The sequence below is a fragment of the Nitrosomonas halophila genome (assembly GCF_900107165.1).
Lineage (GTDB): Bacteria > Pseudomonadota > Gammaproteobacteria > Burkholderiales > Nitrosomonadaceae > Nitrosomonas > Nitrosomonas halophila.
In genome coordinates this window covers 51,155-65,518 of sequence record NZ_FNOY01000011.1, presented here as the reverse complement: position 1 = coordinate 65,518, position 14,364 = coordinate 51,155, and the positions used below count along the sequence as shown (strand labels likewise).

The 14,364-nt window shown below is 56.1% G+C and carries 23 protein-coding genes; 21 read left to right on the top strand and 2 right to left on the bottom strand.

All coding sequences use genetic code 11. From position 1 onward, the window contains the following. Positions 1 to 701: transposase (locus BLV85_RS04425; RefSeq protein WP_143032286.1), on the bottom strand; the 701-nt coding region annotated here is incomplete at its 3' end. Between the two features lie 499 nt (positions 702 to 1,200). Between BLV85_RS04425 and BLV85_RS04420 the strand changes: the two genes are divergently transcribed. Further along, complete coding sequence (locus tag BLV85_RS04420) at positions 1,201 to 1,686, top strand: hypothetical protein (protein ID WP_090412542.1); 486 nt, start codon at positions 1,201 to 1,203, stop codon at positions 1,684 to 1,686. A gap of 798 nt (positions 1,687 to 2,484) precedes the next feature. On the opposite strand, the gene BLV85_RS04415 is transcribed toward BLV85_RS04420, so the two are convergent. Continuing rightward, positions 2,485 to 3,033, bottom strand: coding sequence for a S24 family peptidase (locus BLV85_RS04415; RefSeq protein ID WP_176973927.1), 549 nt, complete (start codon positions 3,031 to 3,033; stop codon positions 2,485 to 2,487). A 389-nt stretch (positions 3,034 to 3,422) separates the two neighbouring features. Here BLV85_RS04415 and BLV85_RS04410 point away from each other — a divergent pair, with 389 nt between their 5' ends. The 20 genes from BLV85_RS04410 (at position 3,423) to BLV85_RS04315 (ending at position 14,349) form a co-directional block, all read left to right on the top strand. After that, a complete protein-coding gene (locus BLV85_RS04410; protein ID WP_090412538.1) occupies positions 3,423 to 3,764 on the top strand; it encodes a helix-turn-helix domain-containing protein in 342 nt (113 codons plus the stop codon). A gap of 2 nt (positions 3,765 to 3,766) precedes the next feature. Then, the gene (locus BLV85_RS04405) at positions 3,767 to 4,207 is read left to right on the top strand and encodes a hypothetical protein (RefSeq protein ID WP_090412536.1); all 441 of its coding nucleotides are present in this window, start codon (positions 3,767 to 3,769) and stop codon (positions 4,205 to 4,207) included. After that, positions 4,200 to 6,404 carry a Mu transposase C-terminal domain-containing protein gene (locus tag BLV85_RS04400; RefSeq protein ID WP_090412534.1) on the top strand — a complete coding sequence of 735 codons (2,205 nt, stop codon included), beginning with the start codon at positions 4,200 to 4,202 and terminating at the stop codon, positions 6,402 to 6,404. The genes BLV85_RS04405 and BLV85_RS04400 overlap by 8 nt, the downstream gene beginning before the upstream one ends. Positions 6,405 to 6,461: 57 nt before the next feature. After that, complete coding sequence (locus tag BLV85_RS04395; protein WP_090412532.1) at positions 6,462 to 7,199, top strand: AAA family ATPase; 738 nt, start codon at positions 6,462 to 6,464, stop codon at positions 7,197 to 7,199. Positions 7,200 to 7,202: 3 nt separating this feature from the next. Continuing rightward, positions 7,203 to 7,802 (top strand): hypothetical protein, encoded by a 600-nt coding sequence (locus tag BLV85_RS04390; RefSeq protein WP_090412528.1) that lies wholly within the window; start codon positions 7,203 to 7,205, stop codon positions 7,800 to 7,802. Beyond that, positions 7,784 to 8,122, top strand: a complete 339-nt coding sequence (locus BLV85_RS04385) for a LacI family transcriptional regulator (protein ID WP_143032285.1) — start codon at positions 7,784 to 7,786, stop codon at positions 8,120 to 8,122. The genes BLV85_RS04390 and BLV85_RS04385 overlap by 19 nt, the downstream gene beginning before the upstream one ends. Further along, positions 8,119 to 8,544, top strand: a complete 426-nt coding sequence (locus tag BLV85_RS04380; RefSeq protein WP_090412524.1) for a hypothetical protein — start codon at positions 8,119 to 8,121, stop codon at positions 8,542 to 8,544. Before BLV85_RS04385 ends, BLV85_RS04380 begins: the two co-directional genes overlap by 4 nt. Positions 8,545 to 8,629: 85 nt before the next feature. After that, complete coding sequence (locus tag BLV85_RS04375) at positions 8,630 to 9,196, top strand: hypothetical protein (RefSeq protein ID WP_090412523.1); 567 nt, start codon at positions 8,630 to 8,632, stop codon at positions 9,194 to 9,196. An 18-nt stretch (positions 9,197 to 9,214) separates the two neighbouring features. Beyond that, entirely contained in the window at positions 9,215 to 9,736 is a 522-nt protein-coding gene (locus BLV85_RS04370) for a host-nuclease inhibitor Gam family protein (RefSeq protein ID WP_090412521.1), read from the top strand. Positions 9,737 to 9,802: 66 nt separating this feature from the next. Then, complete coding sequence (locus BLV85_RS04365) at positions 9,803 to 10,228, top strand: gp16 family protein (protein ID WP_090412519.1); 426 nt, start codon at positions 9,803 to 9,805, stop codon at positions 10,226 to 10,228. Further along, positions 10,221 to 10,625 carry a Mor transcription activator family protein gene (locus BLV85_RS04360; RefSeq protein WP_176973926.1) on the top strand — a complete coding sequence of 135 codons (405 nt, stop codon included), beginning with the start codon at positions 10,221 to 10,223 and terminating at the stop codon, positions 10,623 to 10,625. The genes BLV85_RS04365 and BLV85_RS04360 overlap by 8 nt, the downstream gene beginning before the upstream one ends. 19 nt (positions 10,626 to 10,644) lie before the next feature. Beyond that, complete coding sequence (locus tag BLV85_RS04355; RefSeq protein ID WP_090412512.1) at positions 10,645 to 10,947, top strand: hypothetical protein; 303 nt, start codon at positions 10,645 to 10,647, stop codon at positions 10,945 to 10,947. A gap of 13 nt (positions 10,948 to 10,960) precedes the next feature. Continuing rightward, positions 10,961 to 11,230 carry a hypothetical protein gene (locus BLV85_RS04350; RefSeq protein ID WP_090412509.1) on the top strand — a complete coding sequence of 90 codons (270 nt, stop codon included), beginning with the start codon at positions 10,961 to 10,963 and terminating at the stop codon, positions 11,228 to 11,230. Between the two features lie 341 nt (positions 11,231 to 11,571). Next, complete coding sequence (locus tag BLV85_RS04345) at positions 11,572 to 12,132, top strand: Rha family transcriptional regulator (protein ID WP_090412508.1); 561 nt, start codon at positions 11,572 to 11,574, stop codon at positions 12,130 to 12,132. Then, a complete protein-coding gene (locus BLV85_RS04340) occupies positions 12,129 to 12,371 on the top strand; it encodes a hypothetical protein (protein WP_090412506.1) in 243 nt (80 codons plus the stop codon). Before BLV85_RS04345 ends, BLV85_RS04340 begins: the two co-directional genes overlap by 4 nt. A 309-nt stretch (positions 12,372 to 12,680) precedes the next feature. Beyond that, positions 12,681 to 13,163, top strand: a complete 483-nt coding sequence (locus BLV85_RS04335; RefSeq protein ID WP_090412504.1) for an N-acetylmuramoyl-L-alanine amidase — start codon at positions 12,681 to 12,683, stop codon at positions 13,161 to 13,163. Beyond that, positions 13,150 to 13,380 carry a hypothetical protein gene (locus BLV85_RS04330; RefSeq protein ID WP_090412502.1) on the top strand — a complete coding sequence of 77 codons (231 nt, stop codon included), beginning with the start codon at positions 13,150 to 13,152 and terminating at the stop codon, positions 13,378 to 13,380. Before BLV85_RS04335 ends, BLV85_RS04330 begins: the two co-directional genes overlap by 14 nt. Then, positions 13,377 to 13,922, top strand: coding sequence for a hypothetical protein (locus BLV85_RS04325; protein WP_090412500.1), 546 nt, complete (start codon positions 13,377 to 13,379; stop codon positions 13,920 to 13,922). Before BLV85_RS04330 ends, BLV85_RS04325 begins: the two co-directional genes overlap by 4 nt. Then, positions 13,919 to 14,134 carry a TraR/DksA C4-type zinc finger protein gene (locus BLV85_RS04320; protein ID WP_090412499.1) on the top strand — a complete coding sequence of 72 codons (216 nt, stop codon included), beginning with the start codon at positions 13,919 to 13,921 and terminating at the stop codon, positions 14,132 to 14,134. The genes BLV85_RS04325 and BLV85_RS04320 overlap by 4 nt, the downstream gene beginning before the upstream one ends. Then, the gene (locus BLV85_RS04315; RefSeq protein ID WP_090412497.1) at positions 14,131 to 14,349 is read left to right on the top strand and encodes a hypothetical protein; all 219 of its coding nucleotides are present in this window, start codon (positions 14,131 to 14,133) and stop codon (positions 14,347 to 14,349) included. The genes BLV85_RS04320 and BLV85_RS04315 overlap by 4 nt, the downstream gene beginning before the upstream one ends. Positions 14,350 to 14,364: the final 15 nt, after the last annotated feature.

Below are 14,364 nucleotides of genomic sequence, written 5' to 3'. Positions count from 1 at the left end.
CGCGGTTTCTTTTTCTGCGGCCGGTGACTTTTTTCATGCAGCACATCGATGATGTGTTCGCTCAATTCGCGTGCTTCATTCAGCAATCCAAGATCTGTCGGAAAACGAATCGCCTGTTCGGCCACGGTGGCGTCTATGATCATTTTCCCCTGATTGCGGGGTGTTTTGTCTGACGTTGAAGACTGCTTTGCAGTGACCGGGACAGCTGCAATATGACAGTCATCTTCGCTGCGATTCGATGCCGTCCTGCCAGGGCTACCGCCATCATTATCCTGGTCAGGCTTCTTTGCCTTTTTCTGCTCGACGGCCTTAATGATGGCCGCATGGAATTCATCAAATACTGTCTGCCCCATGCGCTTGCGTACTTCAACCAGTAACGAGGGCGCAAAAGGTGCTTTCGATTGAAAGCCTTTCAGTCCGATAAAATATTGCAGGTACGGGTTCTCCCGGATCTGCTCTACCGTTTCCTCATCCGAAACCGATAACTTGTGTTTGATGATGACTGCTCCGATTACTATCCGCGCATCCTTGGATGGACGTCCTAATGTCCGGGAGAGTGTCTTGTAGTAGCTATCGGCCAATTCGTCCCACGGCATGCAATCACTCAGTCTTACCCAGCGATTCCTCGGATCAAGAACCATGCCGGGCGGGGTATCAAATCCTTCGAGGGAGCGTTGTTTCTGGTTCTGGTAGCGGATCATCGTGCACGGTTTTTGGGGTTATTTGTCTTATTTACGTGCACTATTTTATCAGAATAGAGGTGATTCTAATATAGAATCAGTTACTTATACTTTCTGAGTAAGCTCTACTTTAACGCGCGCCGAAAAAGAGCTGCCGGTTATTCCATTCCAAACGCAGCGTTAAACGCGGAAAACTGGCTAAATATGACACGCACAATCTTTTGGGGAAGACTGAAAACTCACAAAACAGCAGTGCTACTTTTTTTTGCTAAAGTCCCGTGTGTCGTTTACCAATAGTTGAGAGAACGGAACATAAGAATGTCTAAAGTAGAATAGAAAGTATCAGGTTGTTTCAGAATTAGTAACATATACACAAGCCTATTGCCGAATCTCGATCTATCTACAATCCATGGACAATAAAGGGCGCAAGCCACTTATCGCTATTCAAATTGCTTTGGCGGGCGAGATTCATGAGTTGTAGAGTGTAGCTTATAATTAACCATATAAAGTAAGAGATATCATGTATAAATACTTCATCAAATCAGTGCTTTTGGCATTGCTAGTATTGCCACTAACTGCATTAGCCGAAGAAGAACGTGATCTAAGCTTTATCGACGGTATTTGGCAAAGCTATGGCCCACCTCCTGGTCTAATAGAAGATGGAGTAATAGAACCTGAAAATAAGTTTTACTCACTTCATTATGACCAAAATAGTAAGACACTAGTGCTTATAGACTTGCCAACAATAGATGAGAAAGATATTCCAGTTCTGATGGCCAGCTTTATCGGAAAAGAGGAAACAGAACCAGTAAGTGGAACGAAATATTTTGCATTAGATATGGTTGGTTACGATGAAAATATCGGCGTCAGTAAAGAGTATCGTCTTCACAGGCTTCATGTAATTTTTCATACTGAAACAGAGGCAGAAGTAATGAGATGGTCACCCCTGATAATGCTTGCTGATTGGAATTGGATGATGAGAAAGGTTTTTAGACATAAACCTTAAAGCAATTCCTATGGTGAAGATCAAAAAAAATACTAGTAATAGCAGATTGGAAAGAATTGCGGATATTCAAAGAAATACATCATCAAACATCAAAGGTGTCGCCCACTAGCTTGCCTTTGTTAATAGTCCAAATAACACCCTGCCACTAAACAGCATAGACTATTAACCATATCCATTGTTGCCATGAGTACATCGTATTCAGTACGCTCGACACTAGTCACCCGTCTGGATTAAGACGCAGCCCGAGTAATCAGTTTTCTAGCATCGGAGAAGGTGAAGCGTCTTTGCCGATACAGCTAGAATCAAAAATCAAAACAAATTAGAGGAGAAGGTGGAGGCTCGGATTGCTGGGTGAAGAAGAAAGGAATTCGATGCTGAGTGTGGGGTGACATTTCATTTGAGACTTAGAGAGAAAGATAAAAAAGGGTTGAAAGTGGCGTGTGGTAAGGGTTTGAGGGGGATTTGGGTAAAAAAAGTTATTTGAGACTTGAAAGAGGAAAATAAGGGCAAAAGGAAGTGTTTGCCATTTCAATTGATACTTAATTGCATTAAAAATGCAGCTGGCCGCGCAGTAATTGCCGCAGATAAGTTCATATATATCAAATAGATAAACGATATTGTTAAGGTTAAATATTAAGCATTATTCATTTGTCATTGTCCGCAACTATGTCCTAGAGAAAAATCACAGTTGTGAAGGTCGTTTTTTATCTTTATCTTCATGCACTTGCATTACCCGGCATTTCGCGATTTTAGAAAAACCGGCGCAACTCAAAAACACATAAAAAACGTTAAATTTGCTCAAATTTTGCGCCCATACCAGACCACCATTCCCAGGACCTTGAGCGACCTGGCCTGCTCTTCATCCAGCTCTTCAATTTCGTATTCAGGGTTGTCGCTTTTTATGATGACCGAGCCATTTATCTTGCGCTGAATGCGCTTGACCCATAGCGACCCATCGTACTGCAAAACATAAACCGCATTATCCGATATGAGGTTCTTGCTCATATCGATCAGAATCAAATCATTCTGGCTTAGCGTGGGTTCCATGCTGTCACCTTTTACAGTGATGAGCGCCAGATCCTTCTCTGTGCAGCCCAGTTCCGAGCGTACCCATGATTTCCTGAATGCGAGGTGATCGACAATTTGTTCGGAATGAACCATCTCGCCGTGCCCGGCGCTTGCCCGGACATCGTATCTTGGCACCAGTACAAAATCGTTCAGCCCTGCGGGTGATCCAGACGAAGACTTGGCGCGCCTGGCCACAAGAATATTCTCTTTGTGCCTTGCGTAATCCTCTGCGGGAATTCCCTTTTGACCGGAATCCAGGAAATAAGGGTTATCCAGCATAAACAGGTAAATCCTTTTCAGGATTTCGTCTGGGGGTCTAAAGACAGATTTCTTCCCGCCTTTTCCTCCCTTGGCATCGACAACCTTTTTTTCCCATAAATTTTGCTTTGCGTGCCTGAGTGCTCCCCTTTCTGTTGTGGGCAGTTTCGCTACAAGTTCAGCGCCTAATTTGGCAAGGTCCGCAGCAGAAAACCATTCTGTACTCATGGTGCAAGGGTAGAGAATATTGTTAAGAACAAACCGGATTTAAATATCATAAAAATCAACCTGTTATCAAATGGCCAAGAAAATTAATAGAAAAAAGTCCGGTCTATTGCGCAATTGTTGTTGACAAGTATGGACAGATTTCTTAACATGCTGTTTTGTATAAATTTATGGATTCGTTAAACATGCCAAAAAAACCAGCCTCGAAGGACTGGCATCGTGCCGACATCATTGCGGCCGTGCGTAAAACAGGGACCGATCTATCCAAGCTTTCCATCCGCAACGGATTGGGTCGTGGCGTGCTGCGCAACTGCCTGAACCATCCGTACCCCAAGTACGAGCGCATCATCGCAGAGCACCTGGGGACTCACCCCCATATTATATGGCCATCCCGTTATCGTGCCGATGGCTCGCCCAAATCCGGGCGAGGCGAACGCGGGCTGGGGCGTTACAAAGCCAAGCGCAACAATGTTAACGCATCTGGCCATTCGTGCAATGTCAATCCGGCAAACAGCCAGAGTGTCTAGCCATGGTGATTGCCAAGCGTGATACACGGACGAGAAGCCTGTTCGATGAACTGCCGCCGGCGCCAGCCAGCGCGCCTGGCAGTCTTTCCTGCCGGGCGGAAATCGCGCATGCCATGTCCGAGGCGCTCAAGGGCCATGATCGCTACGACATCGCGGCCAAAATGAGCCGCCTGCCCGGGCGTGACATCAGCAAGCACATGCTGGACGCCTACACCGCCGAATCGCGCGAGGACCATATTCCGCCATTCGATACGGCGATAGCCTTCGATCTTGCAACCGGGGCCAACACGCTCACCACATTTGCCGCCCAGAAAATCGGCGCCAAACTGGCCGTCGGCCAGGAAGCGCTCGATGCCAAGCTGGGCCAACTGGAGCGCATCCGGGACGAAGCCACCAAACAAATCAAGCAATTGAAGCGCGCCATGGAGGATAGCCATGAGTGAGACCAATATCTATTACACATGTTATGAGCTGGCCGCCATGCAATTGCCTGGATTGCCCTCAACAGAATTTGGGATGCTCAAGAAGGCCAAGCGTGAAAAATGGGTTGCGCGCAAGCGCCCCGGCAACAATGGCTATGAATACCTGCCGCCGGTTGATGTGCTGGTGCTGATCCGCGACCGGGTATTGGGCCGGATTGTCTCACGGCCTGCCGAGTCTGAACCGGCCAGGGCGGATCTGGAGAAAATCAGCCAGGCGCTCAAGCCTGCCGGTGATCTGAAAGTATGGCAGCGCGAAGTGGCTGCGGCGCGGCTGGCCATCTGCGAGGCAGTGCAGTGCCTGGCGAGCAAAATCGGCAAGGAAGCCGCCATCCTGGAAATTGTCGAACAGTCGAAAAACAGCGCGCTGCCGGAAACCCTGCAAGCAGCGGTTGAGATCGCACGTGCCAAGAAGATGGGGCAAAAGCAGGTGCTATCGCGCGCCAGCGTTTACCGCTGGCTGCGGAAAATGGAGCAAGGCCAGGGCACCATGACGGAACTGGCTCCGCATGATCGGAGTTTCAACAACATACCCGCCTGGGCGCCTGCGCTGCTGCGGCTCTACAGCCAGCCGCAAAAACCCAGCCTGCTATATTGCCATGAACAGCTGCTGAGAAACCTGTCAGACGGGGTGAAAGCGCCTTCCTATCGGACATGCATGCGCTTCATCGAAAAAATGAGCAACGTCGACCAGCACCATGGGCGCATGGGCAGCCGGCAAATCAAAAACATCCTGCCCTTTGTGCGCCGCGACACCCGTGGCATGTGGCCGGCCGAATGTTATACCGCCGATGGGCATACCTTCGATGCAGAAGTGGCGCATCCCGCTCATGGGCGCGCATTCCGGCCGGAAATCACGACCGTGCTCGATGTGGCCACCCGCAAGGTGGTGGGCTTTTCCATCGGCCTGGCCGAATCGTCATGGACCGTGCTCGATGCGCTGCGGCATGCCTGCCTCTCGTGCAGCATTCCCTCGATCTTCTATGTCGACAACGGCACCGGCTTCAAGAACGACATGATGAACAACGAAGTCACCGGCTTCATGGCCCGGCTGGGCATCCAACTGACGCACAGCCTGCCGTATGCCTCCCAGGCGCGTGGCCTGATCGAGCGTGTGCAGCAAAGCATTTGGGTGCGTGCCGCCAAAACCCTGCCCACCTACATGGGCAAGGACATGGATCCGCAAGCCAAGCAGCGCGCCTTCAAGGTCACGCGCAAGGAAGTGCTACAGCCATCAGGCAGATCGAAACTGCTGATCGAGTGGCCGGCATTCATCGCCTTCTGCCAGAGCGAGATCGACCGCTACAACGACCGGGCGCATTCATCCCTGCCGAAAATCGTTACAGCTGATGGCGTCCGGCGTCACCAGAGCCCGAATGACGCCTGGGCGCAGGCAATCAGCGAAGGCTGGCAAGCGGTTGAAGTCGCGGGCCATGATCGCAATGACCTGTTCCGGCCATACAAAACCGCCAAAACCACCCGTGGCGAGATCCGCCTGTTTGGCAATCGCTACTTCAGCCATGACCTGGCGCATTACCACGGCGAAACCATGCGGGTCGGGTACGACATTCACGACGCCAGCCGGGTCTGGGTCAGAGATCGTGAAGGCCGCCTGGTGGCGATCGCCGAATTCGAAGCCAATTCGCAGCGCTACTTTCCGCAGTCATTCATCGACCAGGCCAACTACAAGCGCGCCCAGGCACGCATCAAGCGGGCTGAAGCCAGAATCGAAGAAGCGCAGGCCGAGCTCGACCCGCCGCTCATCCTCGAACACCAGCCGGCCGAGACGCTGCCCCCCATGCCGATCAAGCAAAGTCCGGACATGGCGCTGGCCATCGAGGCTGAACACCTGGAAGACATGTTCGACGCGACCAACATCGGCGTCCTGCCCACGCAGGGCGACAAGCGGCCATGGTTCACGTCTGACGCGGAAAAGTACCGCTGGCTCATGCACCTGCATCATCGCGGCTACTGGACACAGCACGATATCCAATGGCTGCGCGACTTTGTGCACGGGGAATACTACTGGGACATGAAAGAAATCTTTGCCCGGGAAAGCATCGTCTGGACATCGGACGACGACCACTTTGCCGAGCGGAAACTGGAAAAACTACAAAAGGAGGAGAAAAACGAAGAAGACGAATCGGCGGCCGCACGATAACAGCCATTACCGTGCAACCTATCCACTAATCCAAATCTGCAAGACAGGAGTTTAAATTTGAAAAACGTTTTTGTCAAAACAAGTAACTACGAGCGGTTCAAGGAAGGCTTGGCCGCAGTTGAAGGGCGCGGCGCGCAAGAATCCAGCCTGCTGCTGATCACCGGGGAAGCGGGCTACGGCAAATCGGAAACCGTCGATCAATGGGCCGTGCAAGTAGGGGCTGCCTACCTGCGCGCCAAAACCGACTGGACCCCGCGTTACTTCCTGACCGAGCTGGCCGAAAACTTGAAAGTGGACCCCTCCGGCCGCTCCAAGGAAGTCTTCGGGCGGGTATCCGGCTATCTCGGGCGCAACCAGACCCCGATTGTAATCGATGAAGTCGATCACTGCATGCGCAACAACGCCCAGGTGCTCGAAGCCATCCGCGATCTGTCCGACCTGACGGAAGTCACCGTCGTGCTGGTCGGCATGGAAAAAGTGCAGACCAAAATCAGCAAGCATCTTCAAATCAGCAGCCGCATCGCGCATGTCGTGACATTCGGCCCGGCAACCTTGGAAGATGTCATGGCGACCTGCCAGCAGAAATGCGAAGTGGTTGTAGAACCCGAATTGGCGCGCGAAATCCATCGCCAAAGCAAAGGCCGCATGCGTGAAGTCATGAATGCCATTGCCCTGGTGGAGCGTGAAGGCAAGCGCAATGGCCTGGCCAGCGTCGGCCTGGAAGCGATGGCAGGGCGCGCTCTCACGCTCGACTGGCAAGCGAGCCGCCCCCGACTCATCAAAGGAGGCCGGTGAGCAATGGCCTGGATAGCAGAACAATTACTCAGGGACATCGGCCGGCACGCCCCCAAAGCGTGCATCACCAAAGACAGGCTGGTTGAACTGACCGGACTGACGGCCAAGCAAGTGGAAAACGCACTGCTCAAATTGCGCAAGCATGGCCTGGTTGAGCGCACCGAAACGGGCGGCCATTGCCTGACCAGCGCCGGCCAGCAAGCGCTGGCTGCTGGGGAAACGAAACTGAAATCAGGCCCGAGAGGCCCGCAACCGGGTGCGCGCATCCATCGTGGCAGCCTGCGTACCCGTGTCTGGCGCGCCATCCGCATCCGGCGCAAATTCAGCCTGCCGGAAATCGAAACGCTGGTCGTGCAGGGCGAAGAAAAGGCCGTGCGCAACAACATCGGCAAATATCTCAAGGCCCTGGAACGGGCAGGCTACCTGGTCAGAATGCCCCGGCGCGAAGCGGGCGAAGCCCCGACTTCCAACGGCCACCTGCGCTACTGGCTGCCGGACAACAAGGACACCGGCCCGATCGCGCCCATCTGGCGGCCCGCGCAAGGCACGCTCTTTGATCAAAACATCGGCAAGGAGGTGGCGCTATGTGGCGAGAACTCATGATCGCGGCCATCGAGCAGACCAGCATCACCCAAGTTGCGCTGGATCTGGGCGTATCGAGAACCGCCATCAGCCTGATCTTCCACGACAAATACCCGGCCAGCCCGCAGCACATCGCCCAACGGGTGATGGCTGTTTACGGCCGCGTCGAATGCCCATACCTGGGGCAGGAAATCAGCCATGCCCAATGTGCGGATTATCACACCCGGCGGCCGCCGACCAGCAGCCCGCGCGCCATGAAACACTGGCGCACCTGCCAGACCTGCGCGCATAAGGACGCACAAACACACGAACCAGAAATTAGCCAGGAGATCACCCAATGAATCCGATTCAAAGCATCTTGCTCACCACCCATTCATGGCTGCGCAATCGCAAGGCGGTCAGCGCAGCGGGCCTGCCGATCGTCCACCCGGCCACCGCCTGCGACGCGCCAGCGCCCGCGACCCCGCAACCCGCCCCGGCTCATGCCAGCATCGGCCGCCACAACCAGGAACTCATGGACGCCCTGACCAACGCCAAGCGCGTCGCCATCACCCTGGCGCGATCCGGCCACCGCGTGCTCGATATCAGCGTAGGCAGCCGCAATGCCCGCGTCACCCTCCATCCCTCGCCACGCTGCAACCTGCTGGGGGGCGCCATGATCAAGATCACCCGCCTGCATGGGGTCGAGAAAAAAACCATGGCCACCAACCTCGACGGCGTGCAAGTGGAGTGGACCCTATCCACCCCATTGGGAGGGCGCTGAACATGCAACTGGACAAGCAAACCCTCCGCTTCCGGCTGATTGCCGCCTGGCTGCTGTTTCTGGCCGTCTTCATGCTGCTGCTGACATGCGAGTGATCTGCCCCTGCTGCCAGACCGATTTCCCGATCGAGGCCGGGTTGAATGACGTTGCGGCGCGCAACGCCGTCAAGCGCGCATTCAGCCTCACCCCGTTCGGGGATCTGCTGCTGGGCTACGTGCAACTGTTCAAGCCTGCCCAGCGGGCGCTTTCCATGGTGCGCCTGACCAAGCTGCTCGATGAACTGCTGCCCATGATCCAGGCCGGCAAGATCGAGCACAAGGGGCGCATCTGGCCCGCGCCCGCATCATCCTGGCAAATGGCACTGGAACAAATGCTCAGCAATCGGGATAGCCTCGCGCTGCCAATCAAAAGCCATGGCTATCTGCTGACCATCATCGCTTCGGCTGCCGACAAGGCCGAAGCCAGAGGCGAAGCCGCGCGGGAAATACGCCGCCAAACCGGGCGCGCCCGGCAAGCAGAGCAAGCCCCAAAAAGCGAGATGCCAGAAGCCGTGCGCAGCCAGTTGCAGCAATTCCTGGCCAAATCGCAAGCGGCGCCCCATGCGGGCGAGCAGCCCCCCGCACCCGCTGACGCAACCAAACCGAATCATTAACCACAAGGAGAACAATCGATGGCAAGAAATGCCGCCCGACTCAAAACCAAATCCATTGCCTACGTGCCGCAAAGCCGCGATGACGCCGCCGCCGACATTCGCAAGATCGGCGACCTGCAACGCCAGCTGACCCGCACCAGCACCGAAATGAACGACGCAATTGCCGCCATCACGCAAAACTTTCAGCCGCGCATGGACGCCATCAAGGAACAGATCAACCTCCTGCAAGCCGGCGTGCAGGGCTACTGCGAAGCCCACCGCCACGCGCTGACCGACAACGGCCGCGTCAAAACCGCCAACCTCATCACCGGCGAAGTGCAATGGCGTCAACGTCCGCCCTCCGTGTCCATAAGAGGGCAGCAAGTGGTGCTGGAAACCCTGCGCCGCTTGGGCCTTGAGCGCTTCATCCGCACCAAGGAGGAAGTCAACAAGGAAGCCATTCTCAACGAACCGGATGAAGTGCGCGGTGTGGCCGGGCTGAACGTTATCACCGGCGTGGAAGATTTCGTCATCACCCCGTTCGAGCAGGAACAACCTTAAGAAAGCTGGCCGGATAGCGTTAAACCTAGCGCTATCCAGCAAGTTTTTTTTTGGAGATTTAACGATATGGACACCCCACAACAACGCAAACGCGAACTGGCCCTGATCCACATCGCCAAAACCCAGCTGGGTCTGGATGACTGCACCTACCGCCAACTGCTGTGGCAGCTGGCGAAGGTGCGCAGCAGCCGCGATCTGGACGCAAACGGGCGGCAGCAACTGCTGGCGCACTTCGAACAGAAGGGCTGGCGACGCAGCCCGCCAAAAAAAGCAGCCAGAGGCGCGCCCAAAAACCGGCCCAGCGCCCAGCATGCCGGGCTGCTCGGCAAAATCGGCGCGCTGCTGACCGCAATGGAATTGCCCTGGCACTACGCCCATGGGATCAGCCAGCAAATGTTCAAGATCGAACGCGCCGAATGGTGCCAGCCCGACCAGCTGCGCAAGATCATCGCCGCCCTCAACTACAAGGCCAGAAAAAAGACCCATGCATGACATCGACGAAAGCCTGCTGCCTGGCATCCTGCGTGAAATCGCCGGATTGATCGGCCTGCCCGCCACGCTGAAGCTATGCGATTACTATGGCGGCGTGCGCCTCTACGTGCCCAAGCATATCCCGGCAGAACATATCCTGATCGATCTCGTCGGGCGCGAAGCCGCCTGCATCCTGAGCGAGCACTACGGTGGCCAGGAACACTTCGACATCCCGAAAGCCCACCTGCTGCGCACCGCACTGCGCAACAGCAAGATTATGGCCGAATACCCGGCGCTGAGCCGCAGCCAACTGGCCCGCAAATACGGCCTGACCGAACGCCATATCGGCGAAATCCTGGCCACCGCCAGGCGAGAGGCCGAGAGAAAAAACAACCCCAAACAACAAACATTGTTTTAATTGCAAAAGGAGAAGCAAAATGATGAGAGTCAATGAAATCGCCGCCTTCCTCAATGTGACCCATGGGGGAGCCCTGCGCATCATGAAGCGGCACAAGATCCGCAGAGAGAAGATTCGCCCAGGCGCGGGTGCTGCCGCCAGATACTATTACCTCTACCACATCACGCCCGAGCAGCTGGAACCAATGCGATATGTGAGCAGGCCAAAAGGCAATCGCACCGCAGGCAAGACCCTTGATTTCAGATCCATGCGGATCTTGAGCCAGGGCGCGGCCCTGGCCAGGCTGGAATCCGCCCTCAACCAATTACCCGCCAACAGCTAACAAGGCCACGCACATGAATTATCAAGCCATTGGCGAATACCACGCATACCGCATCCAGGCGCGGGATGCAGCCGGCAGACGCTTCGCGCTGCTGCGCAACCTGGCCACACAAGTGCACAACCTGGCGGAAAACCAGGCCGACATGGCGGCCCTGCGCGCCACACTCGAACAGGTCGAGCTGGCGGAACGGGAAATGCACGCCGCCATCAAGCGGGCCAATGAAGCCGCCGCCCTGTGCGCGGAGCAGGCAATCAGCGCCAAGCAGATAAGCTTCGATGTGTAACGAGGGGTGCTGACCCGCCGCCGGGAGATAGCCAATTCACCCCCGGCAGTTTTATGTAAAGGAAACGGGTTTTTCTTTACATAAGGCTGCAATGGCTGCAATGGTTGACAACCCAGGCAAACCGGTGTACGGTTCGCCGCAGGTGATCTAAACACCGTTATGCGTAAGCGGCAACCACGTCCGTCAGCTGTGGTTTTTTTACGTCCATCGTTTTCCGATGGCCGGGTGTGCGAGGAATACAATACCGGGCAACCGGGAATAACTCCGCCGACTTACGCCGGTTTAGAGCGCCTGGCCGCCCACGACCTTCGTGGGAATTTCCATCTAAAAGGAGCGTAAAGATGAACAACCAATCCATCGTCACCCTGCAAGGGGATCAAGCCACCACCAACACCCTTATCGTGGCCGAGTATTTCGGTAAGGAGCATAAGCACGTGATGCGTGATTTGCGGTCATTGATGGCCGAGTGTGCTGGAGAATTCAACCGGTCCAATTTTGGACCCGTTGAATATTACGACGCAAAAGGCGAGAGAAGACCCATGTACACCCTGACCAAGAAGAGCTTCATGCTGCTGGCGATGGGCTTCACGGGCATCAATGCGACCCGGCTCAAGATCGCCTTCATTGACGAGTTCGAGCGCATGGAAACCGCGCTCAAGCATCGCCAGCCGGTCATCAACGAGGCCATGCGCGAGGAGCTGCTCAAGGCCCGCCCGCTGTGGGCCAAGATCGCCAAATATGATCGCCTGGGCTTGTCCACGTTCGAGATCTGCCTGCTGATCCAGCGCCGCCCCAGAACCCTGCGCGAGCACCGCCGCCGCATGCAAGCCTGCGGGCTGCTGGCCCGGCCGGACAACCGCCCGCAGGTTCCCGCATTGACGCCCATGGGAGGTGAAGCATGAACCGCATGCCGGAATCCTTCTATGATCTGGCCTGCCGCCTCGACAGCCTCCAGGCCATTGCAGCCTATATCCCGGAAGCCATCCCGTGCGGCGAGGACGCATCCCAGCGCCGCGCCAGCCGCTGCGCGGTCGGCATCGCCCACGCCGTGATGGATCTGCTGGCGATGTGCGAGCAAGATCTGCTCAAACTCGAACAAGCGTTGGCAGCAGGGATTGACAGCGCCGACGATCCAGCATAATCTGAAACCCTGACCCCCGCCCGAGTCCTTCGGGCGGAACCCCCCAAGCCTTATTTCATGCGGTTCTTGCTGCCATCATGGCGGCATGAACACGAACTCAAGCCAAAGCCCAATACACCCAGAACGCACTGCCGAGCAGGCGATGCTTTCAGACCCCTACGCGCCCTTTATGGCCTGGTCTGATCGAGTGCTCGCAAAAGCGCTTCACGGTATGCGGTTGCTGAATCAATGTAATCCTCCTGGATACCGCTGGAAAGCGCGCTTGATATCCATGTTTCGCTGCGCAGCAAAAACATTTCGGAGGATGGCATGAACAGACCCATTAGCCACCTCGTCATACACTGCGCCGCCACACCCAATGGCCGCTGGCACGATGTCCGCGACATTGATCTCTGGCACCGCCAGGCCGGTTTTCGGCGCAACCAGAACTGGCGCGCGCGCCAGAACGAAGAACTGGGCCATATCGGCTATCACTTTGTGATCTACACCAATGGCGCGGTTGCAACCGGCCGCCATCTGGACGAAGTGGGCGCGCATGCGCGCGGCTTCAATGCCCGCACCATCGGCATTTGCATGATCGGCACCGACCGCTTCAGCCCGGCCCAGTGGGAGAGTCTGCACAATGGCGTATCCAGCCTGATAGTTCGCTACCGGGGGGTGAAGGTGGTGGGCCACCGGGATCTGCCCGAGGTCAAGAAAACCTGCCCCGGCTTCAGTGTGGACGATTGGCTGGCCAACCAGATGCAGCCCCTGCCAGGCCATGTGCTGGGAGAAACCCATGAAGGCAAGTGAACTGATTACCGACTGTGGCACCGGCATGCTCTCCCAGAGCAAGCTGTGGGCGCATGTCTCCTACCTGGCCGCCACGCTGGTCTTTCTGCGCTGGGGGCTGTTTGCCGAAGCGCCGCCCAGCGCCGAGATCTGGCTGATCTATCTGGGTGTGGTCGGCGGGCATACTGTTCTCAGCAAGCTGCTGTCTATCCGCTACAGCGCGGGAGCGGCCAAATGAGCTGGCTGTTTACGCACTGGACCTGGCTGCTGGCCATTGTGCTGTTCCTGGCTGGCTACTACCAGGGCCGCGAAGACGGGCAATCGGAGATCCAGGCCAGGCAAGTCCAGGCGATCGAATCCGCCGTGCGGGCCGCGCGCGAGCAGGCCCTGCTGGAAGCCGAGCAAACCCATGGCCAGGCCGCCGCCTTTGAAGCCGACCGCGAGCAGGTGCGCACGGTCTATGTCCATGTCAAGGAAAAAGCCAATGAAAACATCGATCGCAACACGGGTTATAACGATTGCAGCCTCGATGCTGACGGCCTGCGCCTCTACAACGCCCGCCCCACTACAGATTTCACCGCCGCGCCAGCCGCCCGCCTCGCTGACGGCGTTGTGTCCGGATCTGCCGCCAGCGCTGGATGGCCGGCTGTCAACCCTGCTGCGCAACAGCCTGGAACGCGCGGCTCTGTATTACGAGTGCCAGGCGCGGCACAAGGCGCTGGTGGAGTGGGCAACCGCCACCCCGCCGACCAGAAAGAAATAGGCGATGGCTTGCCATGAGAGCGGAGGATTTCGCCCAGCAGCTGGAGCTGGCTGAATACGAATACACCCAGCGGCGCGCCATTGCGCCGGATGCGCCGCCCTCGCTCAGCCATTGCGAAGACTGCGGCTGTGAAATTCCTTTGGCCAGGCAACGCGCCATCAGAGGCGTGACCCGCTGCATCGCATGCCAGCAGATACACGAATTGACAACAAAAAGAGGATCGCGATGACCAACGAACAAGCCATGCTGCTGGGGGAAATCAAGGGCAAGCTGGATCTGGTGATTAAGAACCAGAACCAGACCAAGGACATGATCGGCAGTCTGGATGGCCGGGTACGCAAGATCGAGCGCCATTCGGCCATGACCGGCGCGGTCAGTGGCGGGTTGGTGTCGGTCGGGGTGGCCTTGATGATCGAAAAGGGCAAGCATGCCATCGGCCTGTGATGGCTTGCTTTCTAC